20 protein-coding genes are annotated in these 16,569 nt (G+C 44.1%); 12 read left to right on the top strand and 8 right to left on the bottom strand.

Going from position 1 to position 16,569, the window contains the following annotated elements; all coding sequences use genetic code 11:
- Positions 1-266 precede the first annotated feature (266 nt).
- Entirely contained in the window at positions 267-686 is a 420-nt protein-coding gene (locus HYN49_RS12870) for a lipocalin-like domain-containing protein (RefSeq protein WP_219928749.1), read from the top strand.
- A gap of 51 nt (positions 687-737) precedes the next feature.
- Here HYN49_RS12870 and HYN49_RS12865 read toward each other — a convergent pair whose 3' ends face one another.
- Positions 738-1,013: an ATP-dependent Clp protease adaptor ClpS gene (locus HYN49_RS12865; protein WP_108904494.1), complete on the bottom strand. Its 276-nt coding sequence runs from the start codon at positions 1,011-1,013 to the stop codon at positions 738-740.
- A 1-nt stretch (position 1,014) separates the two neighbouring features.
- A complete protein-coding gene (gene prmA / locus HYN49_RS12860) occupies positions 1,015-1,848 on the bottom strand; it encodes a 50S ribosomal protein L11 methyltransferase (protein WP_108904493.1) in 834 nt (277 codons plus the stop codon).
- A gap of 328 nt (positions 1,849-2,176) precedes the next feature.
- Between prmA and HYN49_RS12850 the strand changes: the two genes are divergently transcribed.
- The 3 genes from HYN49_RS12850 (at position 2,177) to HYN49_RS12840 (ending at position 5,027) form a co-directional block, all read left to right on the top strand.
- The gene (locus tag HYN49_RS12850; RefSeq protein WP_108904491.1) at positions 2,177-3,418 is read left to right on the top strand and encodes a porin; all 1,242 of its coding nucleotides are present in this window, start codon (positions 2,177-2,179) and stop codon (positions 3,416-3,418) included.
- Positions 3,419-3,514: 96 nt separating this feature from the next.
- A complete protein-coding gene (locus tag HYN49_RS12845; RefSeq protein WP_108904490.1) occupies positions 3,515-3,700 on the top strand; it encodes an RNA-binding protein in 186 nt (61 codons plus the stop codon).
- Positions 3,701-4,043: 343 nt separating this feature from the next.
- Positions 4,044-5,027: a Gfo/Idh/MocA family protein gene (locus HYN49_RS12840; protein WP_108904489.1), complete on the top strand. Its 984-nt coding sequence runs from the start codon at positions 4,044-4,046 to the stop codon at positions 5,025-5,027.
- Here the strand turns inward: HYN49_RS12840 and HYN49_RS12835 are convergent, their stop codons facing one another.
- The 4 genes from HYN49_RS12835 to HYN49_RS12820 form a co-directional block, all read right to left on the bottom strand.
- Positions 5,028-6,002, bottom strand: a complete 975-nt coding sequence (locus HYN49_RS12835) for an SDR family NAD(P)-dependent oxidoreductase (protein WP_108904488.1) — start codon at positions 6,000-6,002, stop codon at positions 5,028-5,030.
- 52 nt (positions 6,003-6,054) lie between these two features.
- The gene (locus HYN49_RS12830; protein WP_108904487.1) at positions 6,055-6,540 is read right to left on the bottom strand and encodes a low affinity iron permease family protein; all 486 of its coding nucleotides are present in this window, start codon (positions 6,538-6,540) and stop codon (positions 6,055-6,057) included.
- A gap of 232 nt (positions 6,541-6,772) precedes the next feature.
- Positions 6,773-7,819, bottom strand: a complete 1,047-nt coding sequence (locus HYN49_RS12825; RefSeq protein WP_108904486.1) for an RluA family pseudouridine synthase — start codon at positions 7,817-7,819, stop codon at positions 6,773-6,775.
- Positions 7,819-8,421 carry a PASTA domain-containing protein gene (locus HYN49_RS12820; protein WP_108904485.1) on the bottom strand — a complete coding sequence of 201 codons (603 nt, stop codon included), beginning with the start codon at positions 8,419-8,421 and terminating at the stop codon, positions 7,819-7,821. The genes HYN49_RS12825 and HYN49_RS12820 overlap by 1 nt, the downstream gene beginning before the upstream one ends.
- Positions 8,422-8,515: 94 nt before the next feature.
- Between HYN49_RS12820 and HYN49_RS12815 the strand changes: the two genes are divergently transcribed.
- From HYN49_RS12815 to coaD, 3 genes are all read left to right on the top strand, one after another.
- Positions 8,516-9,502, top strand: coding sequence for a D-alanine--D-alanine ligase (locus HYN49_RS12815; RefSeq protein WP_108904484.1), 987 nt, complete (start codon positions 8,516-8,518; stop codon positions 9,500-9,502).
- A 102-nt stretch (positions 9,503-9,604) separates the two neighbouring features.
- The gene (locus tag HYN49_RS12810) at positions 9,605-10,297 is read left to right on the top strand and encodes a DUF421 domain-containing protein (RefSeq protein ID WP_108904483.1); all 693 of its coding nucleotides are present in this window, start codon (positions 9,605-9,607) and stop codon (positions 10,295-10,297) included.
- Positions 10,298-10,340: 43 nt separating this feature from the next.
- Positions 10,341-10,814, top strand: coding sequence for a pantetheine-phosphate adenylyltransferase (coaD, locus tag HYN49_RS12805; RefSeq protein WP_108904482.1), 474 nt, complete (start codon positions 10,341-10,343; stop codon positions 10,812-10,814).
- Positions 10,815-10,875: 61 nt separating this feature from the next.
- Here the strand turns inward: coaD and HYN49_RS12800 are convergent, their stop codons facing one another.
- Positions 10,876-11,484, bottom strand: a complete 609-nt coding sequence (locus HYN49_RS12800) for an NUDIX hydrolase (protein WP_108904481.1) — start codon at positions 11,482-11,484, stop codon at positions 10,876-10,878.
- Between the two features lie 7 nt (positions 11,485-11,491).
- Here HYN49_RS12800 and pyrE point away from each other — a divergent pair, with 7 nt between their 5' ends.
- Together pyrE and HYN49_RS12790 are read left to right on the top strand one after the other, a co-directional pair.
- Positions 11,492-12,139, top strand: coding sequence for an orotate phosphoribosyltransferase (pyrE, locus tag HYN49_RS12795; RefSeq protein WP_108904480.1), 648 nt, complete (start codon positions 11,492-11,494; stop codon positions 12,137-12,139).
- 54 nt (positions 12,140-12,193) lie between these two features.
- Positions 12,194-12,586: an orotate phosphoribosyltransferase gene (locus HYN49_RS12790; RefSeq protein ID WP_108904479.1), complete on the top strand. Its 393-nt coding sequence runs from the start codon at positions 12,194-12,196 to the stop codon at positions 12,584-12,586.
- Between the two features lie 153 nt (positions 12,587-12,739).
- Here the strand turns inward: HYN49_RS12790 and HYN49_RS12785 are convergent, their stop codons facing one another.
- Positions 12,740-13,459 carry a biotin--[acetyl-CoA-carboxylase] ligase gene (locus HYN49_RS12785; RefSeq protein ID WP_108904478.1) on the bottom strand — a complete coding sequence of 240 codons (720 nt, stop codon included), beginning with the start codon at positions 13,457-13,459 and terminating at the stop codon, positions 12,740-12,742.
- Positions 13,460-13,552: 93 nt separating this feature from the next.
- Between HYN49_RS12785 and rsfS the strand changes: the two genes are divergently transcribed.
- The 3 genes from rsfS (at position 13,553) to HYN49_RS12770 (ending at position 16,569) form a co-directional block, all read left to right on the top strand.
- Positions 13,553-13,924 (top strand): ribosome silencing factor, encoded by a 372-nt coding sequence (rsfS, locus tag HYN49_RS12780; RefSeq protein ID WP_108904477.1) that lies wholly within the window; start codon positions 13,553-13,555, stop codon positions 13,922-13,924.
- Positions 13,925-13,942: 18 nt separating this feature from the next.
- The gene (gene ftsH, locus HYN49_RS12775) at positions 13,943-15,862 is read left to right on the top strand and encodes an ATP-dependent zinc metalloprotease FtsH (protein WP_108904476.1); all 1,920 of its coding nucleotides are present in this window, start codon (positions 13,943-13,945) and stop codon (positions 15,860-15,862) included.
- 110 nt (positions 15,863-15,972) lie between these two features.
- Entirely contained in the window at positions 15,973-16,569 is a 597-nt protein-coding gene (locus HYN49_RS12770; protein WP_108905076.1) for a lactate utilization protein B/C, read from the top strand.

Raw genomic sequence — 16,569 nt, 5'->3', positions numbered from 1 at the left:
GCAACGATTTTTCATAAAGTATAAAATGACGTCGCTTCGAACTGATGTTGTGGTAATGTTAGGGTACTTTTTGCTTAATGCGTTAGTATTTATGGCGTAACTTTAAAACAAATGAAAACTCTTTATTCTTTTAGAGAAATGAGGTTGGAATCTTATAAGACAATCTAAAGATTTTTATTACAATTTTAACAACTGCTTTACACTGATTGTGTAAATTAGCCACGTAACACAAATTTACAAATATGAAAAAGTTTAAATTCTTAGCCATGGCAATAATTGCGTCCGTGGCTTTCAGCTGCAGCAGCGACAGTGATTCAGGACCAGCACCAACGATTGTTGGCAAGTGGAATCTCAGCAAGACAGTTTCAACAGTTGCAGGCGCCACCGACACCCAGCCGTATACTGACAATGAAGTAGGCTGTGATAAAGATTACGTTGAATTCGTAACAGGCGGGACGTTGAAAAACATCGTGTTTTTCAAAAATGCGCAGAGCATCTGTACAGAGGATGCCGGTGAACAGGGAACCTGGACCCAGGCAAACAACGCACTTAATATTACGGGTGGGGAATTCGAAGGTACATATCAGGTTGCCAAATTAAGCAATTCCGAATTGAGGATTACGGCCTCATCCACAGTAGGAGGCGCTCCGGTTACCGTGACGTATTACTTTAACAAAGCGAGTTAAACAAATAAGCCCTTCACATGAAGGGCTTTTTTTTATGCTTTATGGTTCAGCTTAAACGATTTCTGCACTCAGGCCTGCTTCGAGCAATTGCGTACATTGTGGTTTCAATTCCTCAAAAGAGCCGGTCTTCACGGTGCATTTGCCTTTATAGTGTACTAATATCGCACATTGTTCCGCCTGTTCGCCTGTATGCCTGCACACCCGGATCAGTGTTTCGATAACGTGATCGAAAGTATTCACGTCGTCGTTATACAGTACGATTTCGTTATTATTGCCTACGGCCTCATCGGTCAGGGTTTGCTCTAAAACCTTTTCAATCGTTTCCATATCAATTGGAATATTTTAATGAAACCCAGTTGTTGCGCTGGAATTTCTTCACATAAGTTAGCCCTTTTTCAGTACAGCATGCATCTATGGCAGGAATATCTTCTTCATAAAACCCGCTTAGCAGCAATTGGCCGCCCTTGTTCAGGCAATCCACATAAGCCTGCATGTCGTTCAGTAAAATGTTCCGGTTGATGTTTGCAATGATCAAATCATAATTTTTTCCCGTAAGTAAAGCCGCATCGCCCTCATACACAGAGATGTGTGTGCAATGGTTCCTCTCTGCATTTTCGATAGAATTCAGGTAACACCAGTTGTCTATATCGATCGCATCAATGGGTTGTGCACCTTTCATCTCTGCCAGGATGGCAAGTATTGCCGTGCCGCAGCCCATATCAAGCGTCTTCATCCCTTTTACATCCATTTCGAGCAAGTGCTGTATCATCATGTGCGTGGTTTCGTGGTGCCCGGTTCCAAAACTCATTTTAGGTTCAATCACAATGTCAAATTCAGCGTCGGTTTTCGGGTGGAAAGGCGCGCGTACGTGGCATTTTCCATCTACATCAATCGGCTCGAAATTCTTTTCCCATTCCTCGTTCCAGTTTACCTGCTCGATTTCCTCAATCTTATAGGATACCGTAAATTCCGGCGAATCCAGGATATAAATATCATCAAGGATATCTGCTGTCCAAAGGCTTTTCTGTACATAAGCCGTCACCCCGAAATCCGTTTCAACGAAACTTTCAAACGGTTTTTCACCCAGTTCTGCAACAAGTATTTCAGCTCCGGATTCTTTCGGCTCAATCGTAAAATGATATCCCAGATATATATTTGACATGCGGTATTTTTTTTGCAAAGGTAATAAAAAGCTTCAGGGTTCGGGGCACAAGGGTCAGGGATTATTGATGCGCTTAAATAATTTTGGGCGTGCCCCTCGTGCCTCGGGTCGGGCTGTCCGCTCTAGTCCTCGCCTTGCAGGCTCCGGGCTGCCGCTCCCATCCCTCACGCGGTATGCCCGCACCGGCTGGAAAAACTTCAATTTTGAATTTGAGATTGGATTAACCAATATCGGTGCTGAACTTTTGCGCTGTAGCCTGTAGCCTGAACCATTACCTTGCTTCCTGCACCTTTTTTCCTATTTTTGCCACCAACAAACAACACCACCAATGAAGAAAATTACCTTAACTTTTATTCTGCTGTTTTCCATAGCTTCGAATGCGCAGGAAATCATCCGCAATAAAAAGGACAACGACCTGAAACTCTCCTCACTGCCGTATTATAATTACGGAAAAGGACTCGGGATTACCTCTCCCGACAGTATTTTCCAGTTCAACATCCGATTCAGGATACAGAACCGCGTAACCTATTTTGACAATGAAGGGCAGGACCCGTTTTATGAAGGGCAGGTACGCCGCCTCAGGATGCGTTTCGACGGCTTCGTAGGCAACCCGAAATTCCTGTATGTGCTGCAGATTTCATTCGGTGCAGGCGATGTAGGTTCTGAAAAGCCGGGTGAAAACCTGAATGTCATCCGCGATGCGATTTTATATTACAGGCCAAATACCCACTGGCAGTTCGGGTTTGGGGTTACGAAACTTCCCGGGACGCGGCAAACCGTGAATTCTTCCGGAGCGATACAATTGACAGACCGGTCCATTAACAATTTCAAATTTGCGGTAGACCGTGATTTCGGGTTCCATTTTGCGAACCTGAACGAGTCGAAGGAAAAATTCTCATATAACTTCAAGGGAGCCATTACCATGGGTGAAGGCAGGAACTGGGCTACCAATAACCCGAACGTGCCAGCCATCAAGGACAACAACGGCTTATCCTATACCGGGAAGATTGAATTGCTGCCTTTAGGGACTTTCAAAAAAGACGGGCATTATTTCGAAGGAGATATTTTACGGGAGCCGAAACCCAAACTAATGGTATCGGGGGCTTACAACCTGAACCAGAAAGCACGCAAGACTTTAGGACAGACGGGAGATCTCCTGTATGAGGCCCGCGACATGTCTTCGGTGTTGCTGGATGCGATTGCAAAATACAATGGTTGGGCCGCGATGATGACCTATATGAACCGTACCGCAGACGATCCTGTTACCATAAACCCGGTCGATGCTACGCTTAGCAAGGCTGTGTTTACCGGTTATGGGATGGATTACCAGCTGAGTTATGTTTTTCCATCGAAATATGAAGTTATAGGCCGTTACTCGACGCAGAAAGTCGCCGACGAAATCAGTGCCTATTCGCCAGACACAGATCAGTTCAGTTTCGGGATCAACAAATACATCTGGGAACATGCGCTGAAGCTGCAATCGGAATTTACATATGAGAAGCTGGATTTTGCCAACGGTACTTCCGCTGACAATTGGTATGTACGATTCCAGATCGAAGTGGGGATTTGATTTTCAATCTCAGTCACAGCAGCAGTTTTACAGACTGTGAAATACTCCCGGACGCTATCGCAACTTTTGTGAAGCATTAACATAAAGCAATCCCGTATGGATAAAAATGAACTGCAAGACGGTGACCGCTGCAACGTCGTCGGTGGAACCCATAAAGGGAAATCCGGTACCGCCCGGGATTTAAACATCAGTAAAACCGGACACCTGACACTTACTGTTGTACAGGAAAACGGGGAAAGGTTTAAAACATTGGCAAAGAATGTAATTGTGGTGAGACAGTAATGTAGGAAATGAGGTAACGTTATTACCGGGTGTATTTTTAGGGATGAGTAAATGCATCAATAAAGTGAAGCTATATGTTTTTTTGGTAACGACGAGATAATAAACACGCAAAAAATACCCCCTAGTGGGTATTGACACCATTCTTTTTAGTGTTTACTTTTGACGCGTCAAAGTTTCAATCATCATCACTACTATCAAAATCGCTGACTAAATCCGGGGCTTGCTTCGGGTTTTTTATTTTGTGTAAGGTGTTTTTTGAATATATCTCCTGTATAGTTTCCCGCATCCATTTTATTTCCCATACGGTATCATTTTCATATCTTAGTTCCCAAACGAAAATCACATGGGCAAGACAATCCGGTGGGGCATTATTGGCTGCGGCAATGTCACCGAACTTAAAAGCGGTCCCGCATACCAGAAAACCGATGGCTTTGAGCTTGTAGCCGTCATGCGCCGCGATGCCGCATTGGCTGAAGATTATGCCAAACGGCATGGGGTCGCCCGGTTTTATACTGATGCCGATTTACTGATTGCCGATCCGGAGGTCGATGCGGTATACATCGCTACTCCACCCGATACACATGCTTTTTATGCACTCAAAGTAGCCGCTGCCGGAAAGATTTGCTGCATCGAAAAACCGATGGCGCGAAATTACATTGAATGTGTTACCATCTGTGAAGCATTTGAAGCCAAAGGCCTGCTGCTTTTTATAGCGTATTACAGGCGTACACTCGAAAAATTCCTGAAGGTAAAGGAATTGCTGGCGGAGATAGGGGAGATGCGGTCCGTGCGATGGCAACTCAGCCGCGTCCAGAACCAGGCTGATTTGTCCGGAAAATACAATTGGCGTACCGACGCGAAAGTGGCACCCGGCGGGTATTTTGATGACCTGGCAAGCCACGGATTCGATTTATTCGTGTTTCTTTTCGGGCAAGTGAAAGCAGTGCAGGGCATCGGGATAAACCAACAGGGGCTTTACAGTGCCAAAGATGCTTTGTCGGCCAGCTGGCTGCACGATTCAAAAGTAGTGGGATCTGCCAACTGGAATTTCGGAAGCAGCCTTCGCGAAGATATTGTGGAGCTGTATGGCAGCCATGCAAAAATCACTTTCTCGATGTTTGAGAACCATTTGCCCATAGTAATGGAAAAGGAAGGCGCAGCGCAATCATATCATATTGCCCCTCCTGAGAACATACAGCTGTTTCATGTCGCCGCAATGCGGGACCACTTGTTTGGCATCAGGGATTATCCGTCGTCTGGCAGGATGGCTGCGCATGTGAATTGGATTATGGACCAGATATCAGGCAGTGTAAGTGAAAGAAAATAATCAGTCGGTCCTCCTGCCGATTACCGTCAATGCCAATCCTATACCCAAACCGGCCAGTAAAGCCAATCCCATTGTTTTATTGGCGGATGGCATTTTGGGTTTCCCATAAATCCTGTGAGGGTCACGGGAAGGAACCAATACATTCCCCGGTTCGTCTTCATTATTCTGGTTGTACCTCATTTTCAGGCGTAATGCCGCTGAGGCCGTGTTGATAATGAGTTTAGGGAACAGGCGGTACAGGTTTGTAATAGCCAACGAAGTAAAATCGGGGAATTGGTCTTTTTTCGGGTGCAGCGCCAGGCCAACCATCTTTTTGGCTGTATTGCGGGGGTCGGATGCAATGGGAGGAATATCTATTGTAAAACCGGAATATTTTGCCGAATGCAGGTTGCCCGTGGAATTCTGCAGTTGCGGGTACAGATTGCATACATGGATGTGTCGGTGGTTGGAAATTTCGCCCTGCAGGCAAGCCATCATGCCCCGGATCCCATGCTTCGTAGCCGAATACACCGCACTGTAAGGTGCAGGCATAAATCCGCCTATGGAAACGTTATTGATTAAGATGCCCGCATCCTGCCGCTTGAAGATTTTAATGGCCTCATAGGCGCCGTGCAGGTAACCAAATAAATTGGTCTTCACAACCTGTTCATGGATGTCCATCGGGATTTCTTCAAACTTTCCGCTGGCCATTACACCGGCATTATTTATCCATACGTCGATCCGGTTATTCATTGTCAAAGCTTCTTCCGCAACGCGGGCGACATCAGTAGCGACGGAAACATCTGCACATACACCGACGGTAACGGCCCCTAACGCCCGGCAGGCTGCTACAGCATCCATCACACCTTGTTTGCCTCTGGCTACAATTACGATATTTGCGCCGCGTATGGCAAAAGCCTCTGCAGCTGCAAGTCCTACACCACTACTGCCTCCGGTGATTACTACTGTTTTTCCTTTCAGGTTGTTATTTTCCATGTGAATACGAATTATGGATTAAGAATTATGGCTTGGCAAACGGAATGATCAATCAAACTTCAAAACCTTCCTTTCTGGAATCCCTGATGCTTTGCTTAAAGTCCTGCAATTCTTCGGCTTCCTCAATAGAGTGGGAGCATTGCAGGCTTTCGTCCTGCTCGGTGAGTTTGCTTAGGTGTACGTAATATTTTTGGATCACGCGCATTTCCTCTTCTGTCATATCTTCAATATCGACAAGGCGGTTGCTGGCATATTTATGCGAAGCGACCAGTTCATTGAGTTTGAGCTGTATGGCGAGCGAATCTTTATTTTGGGCTTTCTGTATGATGAAGACCATCAGGAATGTCACGATGGTAGTCCCGGTATTGATGATGAGTTGCCAGGTTTGCGAGAAATTAAAAAAAGGGCCGGTAACTGCCCACGCAATAATTACCAGGAATGCGCAGCAAAATGCTACCGTGCTGCCTGTGATCCTTGATACCTTCGAGGCAAATTTTTCGAAAGTGTTATTATAATTTATGATGGTTGCATTTTTCATGTCTATTGATTTTGTAAATGAGCCTGTTGTAGCTTTACAAAAATAATCGACATGATGCCATTGGCTTTATAAGATTTGTGGTTTGGGTTGTAGGATTGTAAGATTTAAGACAGTAGGATTATAAGATGGGATTTTAATACGGTAAGATTTAAGACGGGATTAACTTTATGCACTTAATTTGATCTCTCAGGATTGAGGGCTTAAAAGTCTTACAGTCTTAAAATCCTACAGTCTATTCCTCATCTTCCTCAACCGTATGCGATTTGGAGTAATTCCGCCACTTGTCAATAGCTTCCTGCATGTCGTTTGGAATTTCGGTATCAAAGCGCATCATTTCACCGCTGACCGGATGTTCAAAACCGAGTGTTTTTGCATGTAATGCCTGTCTTGGCAGGGCTTTGAAACAGTTTTCTACGAATTGCTTATACTTCGTAAAAGTGGTCCCTTTGAGGATTTGGTGTCCACCGTACCGCTCGTCATTAAACAGTGTATGCCCAATGTACTTCATATGCGCTCGGATCTGGTGTGTCCTACCGGTCTCCAGGATGCACGAAACCAAAGTCACATACCCGAAGCGCTCAATGACTTTATAATGCGTAATGGCGGGCTTCCCGATTTCAGGATCGGCAAAAACAGCCATCTGCATTCGGTCTTTCAAATGCCGCGCAAGATTGCCTTCAATAGTGCCTGCGTCTTCTTTTACATTTCCCCATACCAGCGCTACATATTCACGTTCCGAAGTCTTGGCCTCAAATTGCTTGGCCAGGTGGCTCAGCGCCGCTTCCGTTTTGGCGATGACCAAAAGTCCGGAAGTATCCTTATCGATACGATGCACGAGTCCCGGGCGGTTGCTGCTGTTCAGCGGTAAGTTTTCAAAATGGTAAGCCAGTGCGTTGACCAATGTCCCGGTATAATTCCCGTGACCAGGGTGTACCACAAGTCCGGGTGGCTTGTTCACGATCAGCAAAACATCATCTTCATAAACAATGTCAAGCGGAATATTTTCTGGATCGACACGGTTTTCAAACGGTGGGTGCGTGAGCATAATCGTCACGACATCCAGGGGTTTTACACGGTAATTCGATTTTACAGGAATGTCATTCACATAAATATCACCATTCGTCGCGGCCTGCTGTATCTTATTGCGCGTGGCGTTTGCGATCTGTGACATCAGGTATTTGTCGATGCGCAGCAATGCCTGTCCTTTGGCCACTACAAACCGGTGGTGTTCGAAGAGTTCATCTTCAGGATCGAGTTCGGGAGTGAAATCAGTACTCATTAATTGTTACTGCTGGTGGTATCGGTTTCCGTTTCATTTTCTTCATCAAAACCGACTTTCCCGTCACCTACGACAAGATCGATCTTTGACGATTTCAATACCTTATCTCCAGGCTTCAGTACCTTGCCGTTCTGCATCATTTCCAATACCATATCTTTCCCCAGGTAAGGCTTGTAGGTAATTTTGCCCTGCTGCAGCCCGATGGATTGCAAGGTTGGTACGGCTTGCCTTAAAGTTTGCTCAATCAGATTCGGCACGCGAACAGAATTGAATCCGCCCGAATTGATCTTGATATAAATCTTACGGTCTTCCTTTACCTTCGCGCCTGCCAGCGGATCCTGCTTCACGATGGTGAATTTAGGGTAATCCGGATTGAAGTCGACCGTATCGAGCACTTCATAATCCAGGTCGGCATTGTCAAGCACTTCCTCAGCCTGCTCAATCGACATTTTCGCGAGATTAGGCACCGTGATTTCCTGTCCGTGTTTGGTCGAAAATGAAATCCACTGTAGAAGCAGGAAGCCAATCACCAGCAAAATCAGGAATGCCAGGGCCAGTTGCCTGAAAAATACTTTGCTGGTAAGGTAATTGCGTAAGCTCATTTGTTGAATGTTTCGGCAAAGATATAAAAATACTGCAAGTGATAGGGATTGAAAAATTAATGATATTTTTGTTGAAACAATTAATCAATATCGGATGAAAGTAGCCGTAGTCATGGGCGGATATTCAGATGAATCAGTCATTTCGCTGCGTAGCGGCAAGCTGATCCTCAGCAATCTGGACAAATCAAAATATGAAGCTTTTGAAGTGCACATCCTCAGCGACGGATGGTATGCCCTTGCAGCTGATAAAAAATATCCCATCAACAGAGCCGATTTTTCTGTTGAAATAGACGGCAGGCACATCAAATTTGACGTTGCCGTAAACACCATCCACGGTACACCGGGCGAAGACGGCCACATGCAGGCCTATTGGGAATTGCTGGATTTGCCTTATTCAGGTTGCGGTTTTTACCAGTCTGCCCTGACGTTCAACAAACGTGATACCTTGTCGGTACTGTCGAAATTCAATATCCCAAGGGCCAAATCAATTTATCTTTCAAAAGGGCAGGAGATCGCTGTGGAAAAGATTGTGGCCGAACTGGGCATCCCGTTTTTCGTAAAGCCAAACCAATCCGGCAGCAGCCTCGGGGTTTCAAAAGTAAACGATGTTGCCGATTTTGACAAGGCGCTCGAATTCGCTTTCGCAGAAGACCACGATATACTGATCGAATCGTACCTCAAAGGAACCGAAGTGTCCGTTGGCGTACTGAATTACAAAGGAAGGACGACGGTTTTAGGCCTCACAGAAATCGTGTCGCAAAATGATTTTTTCGATTACGAGGCCAAATATGAAGGGAAATCGGAGGAAATCACACCTGCCAGGCTCGACCAGGAAACCGAAAAGCGGGTACGCGAAACTGCGGCAAAAGCCTATGAAGCACTTGGAATGAGCGGTTTTTCCAGAACCGACTTCATCGTGATGGATGGTATTCCGCATTTTATAGAAATGAATACGAATCCCGGGTTGTCGCAGCAAAGCATTTTTCCGCAGCAGGCGGCACATGCTGGCATCGCATTTTCGGATTTGCTGGACAACGAGATTGCATTGGCATTGAAACGGAAGCCACTTTGGAAGAAATAATGTTTTAACCGCAAAATACGCTAAGGCTTTCGCAGGATTAGCAAAGCAGTAGCGCCCTTTGCGATTGAACTTTGCGCACTTTGCGATAATAATTGTAAAAATATGAAAGATATTTTTGAATGGGAACGCGTCCTGTTTAACGAACTCCCTTCTGAATTCCTGTATGAAGTCATCTTCAGGTCGGCCACGATGTTCATCGTTTTGCTGCTCACATTGAAGATGACGGGCAAACGTGGCGTAAAACAATTATCCGTTTTTGAAACGGTGATCATCATCGCATTGGGCTCTGCTGCAGGCGATCCTATGTTTTATGAAGATGTAGGGCTTATCCCTGCTATCACCGTCTTTACCGTTATCATCATTTTGTACCGTTTGGTTACGTGGCTGGCCGGCAAGAACAGGAAGTTCGAGGAATTTATCGAAGGTAAAACAGAATGCCTGATCAGTGAAGGCCGCTTTTCGGTCACTTCGTTTGAAAAGGAAAGCCTTGCACAGGACGAATTTTTTACAGAATTACGCCTGAAGTCAATAGAACACCTGGGGCAGGTGAAGCATGCCTATCTGGAAACCAGTGGCGAGGTGAGCGTGTTTTTTTATGAAGATGACCATGTAAAATTCGGCCTGCCGATACTGCCGCATTATTTTGCGGATAAGGTGAAGATTATTCCTGCTCCCGGAATATATGCCTGTACATTCTGCGGGCACACGGAAGAATTGCAACAGGGAAAGTCCAATTGTAAAGTCTGCGCTAAACCAGAATGGGTGCCCGCAATAAAAAACCTGCGCATTACCTGATATTACTTATTTGTGCTACTTTTGGATTACCAATTTCAAATAGATGAAAAAAGCGATATTTCCCGGATCCTTTGACCCCATTACACTGGGACATTTTGACATCATTAAAAGAAGCATTCCGCTTTTTGATGAAATTATCGTAGCCATTGGTGTCAATGCCGAGAAGAAATACATGTTTTCACTCGAAGAAAGGAAACGTTTCATCGAAGAGGCTTTTGCCAATGAACCTTCGGTAAGGGTGGAGACATATGAAGGGTTGACGATTGATTTCTGCAAAAAGATGAAAGCGCATTACATCCTTCGCGGACTCCGGAATCCTGCAGATTTTGAGTTCGAGAAAGCCATTGCCCATACCAACAGGCGATTGTCAAAGATAGAAACCGTTTTCCTTTTGACGGCTGCCAATACTTCTTACATCAGTTCGAGTATCGTGCGCGATGTTATCAGGAATGGTGGGCAGTATGACATGCTGGTGCCGGATTCGGTAAAAGTGAGTCGCGGTGGTCAGCCTCAGTAGTCGGTCTCAGTCTCAGTCTCAGTCTCAGTCGGTAACACTTAACCAACTTCTTTCTTACTGCTTACTGCGACTGTAAGCTTTTTTCCTCTTCAAACAACAGTTTAATATTCTCATACGAATTCTTTAAAGCCTCGCTGATTTGATCAGGATTCAGCCAGGCAACTTTTTCAATGCCTTCCTCGAGTTGCGGCAATAATGGCCCTTCGTAGGTGCTGCGCATTTCAAACCAATGCGTGACTTTCAATTTATAACGCCCGTTGCGCTTGAAAATATGGTAGGTTTTCTGTAGTTTATCGGTAATCACGAGTTTGTTTACGCCGGTTTCTTCCTCTACTTCGCGTAAAGCGGTGTACTCGATTTCCTCGCCTTTTTCGATGCCGCCTTTCGGTAAATCCCATTTGCCATTCCGGAAAATAAAAAGGACTTCATTTTTTTTGTTATACACGATTCCGCCGCCCGCTTTCTGTACGGGCATCTTCGTTTTCAGCGTTTTCAGGATTTCCTTTTCGTCGGGATGGTATAAATAAGCCTTTTGAATTTTATTCTGGAAAATTTTGGTAATAACCTTCTTTATATCAGCACTTTCAAGTAAAAACAACTGGAAATCCGTCTCTTTTACGATTTCATTTGTGAGGAAAAGCGGTTTGTCGTTTACAAAAACTTTATACATTTGTAATATGATTTTTAATAAAGATACAGCCAGTAAAACTGCAGAATTGCTTTTACAAATAAATGCAATTAAATTGAATCCAGGAAATCCTTTTACATGGGCTTCAGGATGGAAATCGCCAATTTACTGTGACAACCGCATTACGCTGTCTTTTCCTCCGATACGGAATTACCTTAAGGAAGAGTTTGCTAAAAATATCGAAAAACAGTTCGGTAAGCCCGATGTCATTGCCGGTGTCGCTACTGGCGCTATAGGTATTGGATTGCTGGTTGCCGAAGCTTTGGCGCTGCCGTTCGTTTACGTTCGGCCTGAACCAAAAAAGCACGGCAGGCTCAACCAGATCGAAGGGTTTTTGCAAAAAGGCCAGAATGTCGTCGTAATCGAAGACCTGATCAGCACCGGAAACAGCAGCCTGATGGCGGTCGAGGCATTGAAGGAAGCCGGTGCGAATGTAAAAGGCATGGCTGCCATTTTCAGCTATGGTTTTGCCATCGCCAATAAAAACTTCAAGACGGCCAATGTTGATTTATATACTTTAAGCAATTATGAAAGCCTGCTGCCTTTGGCCGTAGCCAAAAAATACATTACCGAAGAAGAAGAACAAACTTTAATCGAATGGCGCATCAGCCCCTCAACCTGGGGAATAGAAGTATAATTGACCATTATTCTAAACCCTCCAACCTGCACCTTGAACCCTTAAACCAAAAAAATGAATCTCGAAAGCCAGAAAGTTACCGTAGAAAAATCAGCACAATACCTGTTTGAAGCACTGTCGCAAGTCAGTAATTATGAAACACTGATGCCTGATACCATTGCAAAATTTGAGGTTTTGGATGCTGATTCCTTTATCTTCGGACTGAAAGGGATGCCTGAAATAAAACTCAGGATGAAAGATAAAATCCCGACTTCCAAAGTGGTGCTTGGAGCGGCAAGCGATAAACTGCCGTTTACGCTGACTGCCGCGATTTATTCGCTTTCAGATAATGCTTCCGAAGTGCAGCTTTTCTTCGAAGGCGAATTCAACGCGATGATGGCGATGATGGTGAAAGGCCCGATCAGCAAGTTTATTGAGACGTTGGCGGCAAATATGCATAAGTTATAGTCTGAAGGTCAGAAAGACGGAAAAGTCAGAAAGACAGAAAAGTCCGCAAGTCCGGAAGACGAAAGAAAAAAAGCTGCTAAATATCATGGCAGCTTTTTTATGTTTTGCAGGTCATCTTCCGGACTTCCGGACTTTTCTAATTTTCCCGACTTCCTAATAAAGCATCTCAATTTCCTTTATCCCAAATCGTCTTACCGAATCGTCTTCCAGCGTTACCTCGAGTTTTCCATCGGTTCCAACGCCTTTGATAATTCCCATGAACTGTTGTCCGTCCGCTTCAAATGCTGTAGGAATATGCAGCCTGAAAATGAAGTTGTTATAAGTATGCCACATTTCCATTGACAAACCATTCACGGTACTACGCTTCATTTCTTCAACGATAGCAAAAAGGATTTGCTCTTTATTTAATTCGGTTCCGATAATATTAAGTAATGAGGAAGCTCTCGGTAAATCACTAAAATCGCTTTGGTTGACATTGAGCCCAATCCCGATTACCGAATCAATCCTGCCATCATTCCTAAAGCTGTTTTCAATCAATATGCCACTGATTTTTTTATTGGCTGACAATATGTCGTTTGGCCATTTGATGGATAAACCAGGTATGCCAAATTTTTTTAACGCTTGGGTAATACTCACCGCAACGGCGGCATTGAGTAAGAATATCTGGTCCGGACTGGTCAAGACATCTTTAATCAAAATACTTGTAATTAGGTTTTTACCAGGTTCGGTAAGCCATTTGGAACCCATTTGACCCCGGCCTGCCGTTTGTATTTCTGCGGTGACAACGGTAAAACTTTCCGCTTCATTTTGGGCGTTCAGCTGCTTGAGGTAATCATTGGTCGAATCTATGGCACTGAGTTTGATAAGATGCATCGGACGCAATTCAGGAGTGATATTTTAATCTTCTGTTAAGGTTCAAAAGTAAATACAAAAAATGGTAACTTTGCAAACTTATAAAAATATTAAATGGCAAAAAAGACTGTAAATAACGATGCGCTGCTGGCACTCATTATAAAAGGAATTGAAGAGGTTAAGGGAAATGATATCGACATTCTTGACCTGAGGGAAATAGATAATTCAGCCACTGATTATTTCGTCATCTGTAATGGAAATTCGAATACACAGGTAAACGCGATCGTGAATTCTGTACAAAAAACAGTCTCCAAAGAACTTAAGGACAAGCCATGGCACGTGGAAGGCGCTGAAAATGCTGAATGGGTGCTGATGGATTATGTGAATATCGTAGTGCATGTTTTCCAGAAACCCATCCGGGAATACTACAATATTGAAAGCCTTTGGGGTGATGCCAAAATCACTACCATCCAGAATAAATATTAAAAAAATCAATCATCATCCATGTCAAAAGACAATATCCCAAGTCCCAAAAAGGTCAGGTTCAATCCTATGTGGATCTATCTGTCTGTCATTGCCGTAATCTTGTTTATTTATGTTACGGGCGACAACGCTATAAAAGACCCTTCTAAAATAACGTCTTCCTCTTTTAATGAATTCCTTGACAAAGGATTGATTGCTAAAGTGGTAGTGAATAAAACCCAGGCAGATATTTACCTGAATGACACCGCGCTCAAGGACAAATATTTTGCGAAGGTGGCCAAAGATGTTTTCGGGAACCCAAATAAAGGGCCGCATCTGTTCCTGGATGAAATCGGGAATGACGAATTATTCCAGAAAAAACTTGAGCAGGCAAAGGCATCGGGAAAACTGCCGGAATTTAATTTTGCTCCGAAAACCAACTGGATAGACATTATCACCATCATTCCGATTATCCTGCTGATCGTATTCGGGATTTTCATGATGCGCCGGATGTCAAGCACAGGTGCCGGTGGAGGCGGGCAGATTTTCAATATTGGCAAGTCCAAAGCGAAGCTTTTTGACGAAAAGAACGATATAAAAATCACTTTCAAGGATGTAGCCGGACTTGAAGGCGCGAAGGAAGAAATCCAGGAAATCGTGGAATTCCTTAAAAACCCTGAAAAATATACCAACCTTGGAGGAAAAATACCGAAAGGTGCCCTGCTGGTCGGGCCTCCCGGAACCGGAAAAACGTTATTGGCCAAAGCCGTTGCCGGAGAAGCGAAAGTGCCATTCTTCTCGCTGTCAGGTTCTGATTTTGTGGAAATGTTCGTTGGGGTAGGAGCCTCCCGGGTTCGTGATCTTTTCAAGCAAGCCAAAGAAAAGTCACCAGCGATAATTTTCATTGACGAAATTGACGCTGTGGGTCGTGCCCGTGGCAAAAATAATATGTCAGGCGGAAACGACGAGAGGGAAAACACATTGAACCAGCTGCTTACAGAAATGGATGGTTTCGGTACCAATTCAAACGTAATCGTACTTGCCGCCACGAACCGTTCCGATGTTTTGGATAAAGCGCTGATGCGTGCAGGGCGATTTGACCGCCAGATATTTGTTGATCTTCCGGACATCCGTGAGCGTAAGGAAATTTTCGAAGTGCATTTGGCACCGCTTAAGAAAATCGAAAACCTTGATACCGACTTTTTGGCAAAGCAAACTCCGGGTTTTTCCGGTGCAGATATTGCCAATGTATGTAATGAAGCGGCGCTGATTGCCGCCCGTAAGAATAAGGAAGCGGTTGACAAGCAGGATTTCCTTGATGCTGTGGACCGCATCGTCGGCGGACTCGAAAAGAAAAACAAGATCATTACTCCAGACGAGAAAAAAGCAATTGCTATCCACGAAGCCGGCCACGCGACGGTAAGCTGGATGCTCGAACATGCGGCGCCGTTGGTAAAAGTGACGATTGTACCCAGGGGACAAAGTTTAGGAGCAGCATGGTATTTACCTGAAGAAAGGCAGATTGTACGCCCGGACCAGATGCTTGACGAAATGTGTGCCACTATGGGTGGACGTGCCGCAGAGCATGTGACTTTCGGGAAGATATCGACCGGGGCACTGAGCGATCTGGAGAAAGTAACAAGACAGGCCAGGGCTATGGTGACAATTTACGGCCTGAATGATAAGATAGGGAATGTGACTTATTATGATTCGACAGGGCAGAGCGAATATAATTTCTCAAAACCGTATTCTGAGGAAACGGCCAAAGTTATTGATGAGGAAATCTCAACGTTGATTGAAAGCCAATACCAGCGTGCAATTGAGATTTTGGAAGTTAATAAAGACAAGCTCAATCAATTGGCGGATATCCTGATTGACAAAGAAGTGATTTTCAAGGATGATCTTGAACATATTTTCGGAAAAAGGCCATTTGACAAAAATCTGCAGGAAGAAGCCTCATAGCAATAAAATAACGACTTTTCATAAAAATCTTAATTCAAAAAACCGTTTGAATTAAGATTTTTTTATCTTTGATAAATTTCAGTCCGGAATTTGGTTTTTCAACAATTTATATGAGTCTTTTTAGAAAATTTTTTGGTCCCGGAGATTCTTCTGATGAAGAAAAGGAGAACGATTTGAATGCAATCCGTACGTCAAATCTTCCGATGGACGAACTGTTTACCATAAATTTCAGGAAAAACGGCGGTAAATTCCTTTACTGTGAAAACCTTACTGAGGTCAGGAGCCATTTTGAGGACATCCTCGAGGAAAATGACTGGTTTGAAAGCGATGCGATGTGTTTTGAACCCAAGCTGCACACAATGCTTGAAGAAAACAATCTGAATTTCAAAAATCCGGTAAACCCTAAATTCCTTTTCGCTACCTGTGAAAACCTGATTGCCGACGAAGGTTCGGTGCTTTTTTCATCAAACCAGATCAAGCAGCTCAAACCACAGGAACTTCCTGTAAATATTGTCATCGTAGGTACAACAAGCCAGATTATTGAAAATAAAAGTGATGGCCTGCGTGAAATCAAAAAGCGTTACGAGAAAGACTATCCTTCAAATATTACTACGATCAAGTATTTTGAAAAAGCCAAAGAAGAAGACTTCCTGCACTATGGAAGCGTAGCCAAAAATCTTTATCTGTTGCTTTTAGAGGATCTTTAA

This window comes from Flavobacterium pallidum (assembly GCF_003097535.1).
In the GTDB taxonomy this organism is placed as follows: domain Bacteria; phylum Bacteroidota; class Bacteroidia; order Flavobacteriales; family Flavobacteriaceae; genus Flavobacterium; species Flavobacterium pallidum.
The sequence above is the reverse complement of the archived record's forward strand: the minus strand, read 5'-3'. Positions and strand labels throughout refer to the sequence as shown.

Excerpts from the sequence above, each read along its gene's own strand:
- HYN49_RS12870 (WP_219928749.1), top strand. The coding sequence starts at position 267 with ATGGCAATAATTGCGTCCGTGGCTTTCAGCTGCAGCAGCGACAGTGAT.
- HYN49_RS12865 (WP_108904494.1), bottom strand. The coding sequence starts at position 1,013 with ATGGAAACGATTGAAAAGGTTTTAGAGCAAACCCTGACCGATGAGGCC.
- prmA (WP_108904493.1), bottom strand. The coding sequence starts at position 1,848 with ATGTCAAATATATATCTGGGATATCATTTTACGATTGAGCCGAAAGAA.
- HYN49_RS12850 (WP_108904491.1), top strand. The coding sequence starts at position 2,177 with ATGAAGAAAATTACCTTAACTTTTATTCTGCTGTTTTCCATAGCTTCG.
- HYN49_RS12845 (WP_108904490.1), top strand. The coding sequence starts at position 3,515 with ATGGATAAAAATGAACTGCAAGACGGTGACCGCTGCAACGTCGTCGGT.
- HYN49_RS12840 (WP_108904489.1), top strand. The coding sequence starts at position 4,044 with ATGGGCAAGACAATCCGGTGGGGCATTATTGGCTGCGGCAATGTCACC.
- HYN49_RS12835 (WP_108904488.1), bottom strand. The coding sequence starts at position 6,002 with ATGGAAAATAACAACCTGAAAGGAAAAACAGTAGTAATCACCGGAGGC.
- HYN49_RS12830 (WP_108904487.1), bottom strand. The coding sequence starts at position 6,540 with ATGAAAAATGCAACCATCATAAATTATAATAACACTTTCGAAAAATTT.
- HYN49_RS12825 (WP_108904486.1), bottom strand. The coding sequence starts at position 7,819 with ATGAGTACTGATTTCACTCCCGAACTCGATCCTGAAGATGAACTCTTC.
- HYN49_RS12820 (WP_108904485.1), bottom strand. The coding sequence starts at position 8,421 with ATGAGCTTACGCAATTACCTTACCAGCAAAGTATTTTTCAGGCAACTG.
- HYN49_RS12815 (WP_108904484.1), top strand. The coding sequence starts at position 8,516 with ATGAAAGTAGCCGTAGTCATGGGCGGATATTCAGATGAATCAGTCATT.
- HYN49_RS12810 (WP_108904483.1), top strand. The coding sequence starts at position 9,605 with ATGAAAGATATTTTTGAATGGGAACGCGTCCTGTTTAACGAACTCCCT.
- coaD (WP_108904482.1), top strand. The coding sequence starts at position 10,341 with ATGAAAAAAGCGATATTTCCCGGATCCTTTGACCCCATTACACTGGGA.
- HYN49_RS12800 (WP_108904481.1), bottom strand. The coding sequence starts at position 11,484 with ATGTATAAAGTTTTTGTAAACGACAAACCGCTTTTCCTCACAAATGAA.
- pyrE (WP_108904480.1), top strand. The coding sequence starts at position 11,492 with ATGATTTTTAATAAAGATACAGCCAGTAAAACTGCAGAATTGCTTTTA.
- HYN49_RS12790 (WP_108904479.1), top strand. The coding sequence starts at position 12,194 with ATGAATCTCGAAAGCCAGAAAGTTACCGTAGAAAAATCAGCACAATAC.
- HYN49_RS12785 (WP_108904478.1), bottom strand. The coding sequence starts at position 13,459 with ATGCATCTTATCAAACTCAGTGCCATAGATTCGACCAATGATTACCTC.
- rsfS (WP_108904477.1), top strand. The coding sequence starts at position 13,553 with ATGGCAAAAAAGACTGTAAATAACGATGCGCTGCTGGCACTCATTATA.
- ftsH (WP_108904476.1), top strand. The coding sequence starts at position 13,943 with ATGTCAAAAGACAATATCCCAAGTCCCAAAAAGGTCAGGTTCAATCCT.
- HYN49_RS12770 (WP_108905076.1), top strand. The coding sequence starts at position 15,973 with ATGAGTCTTTTTAGAAAATTTTTTGGTCCCGGAGATTCTTCTGATGAA.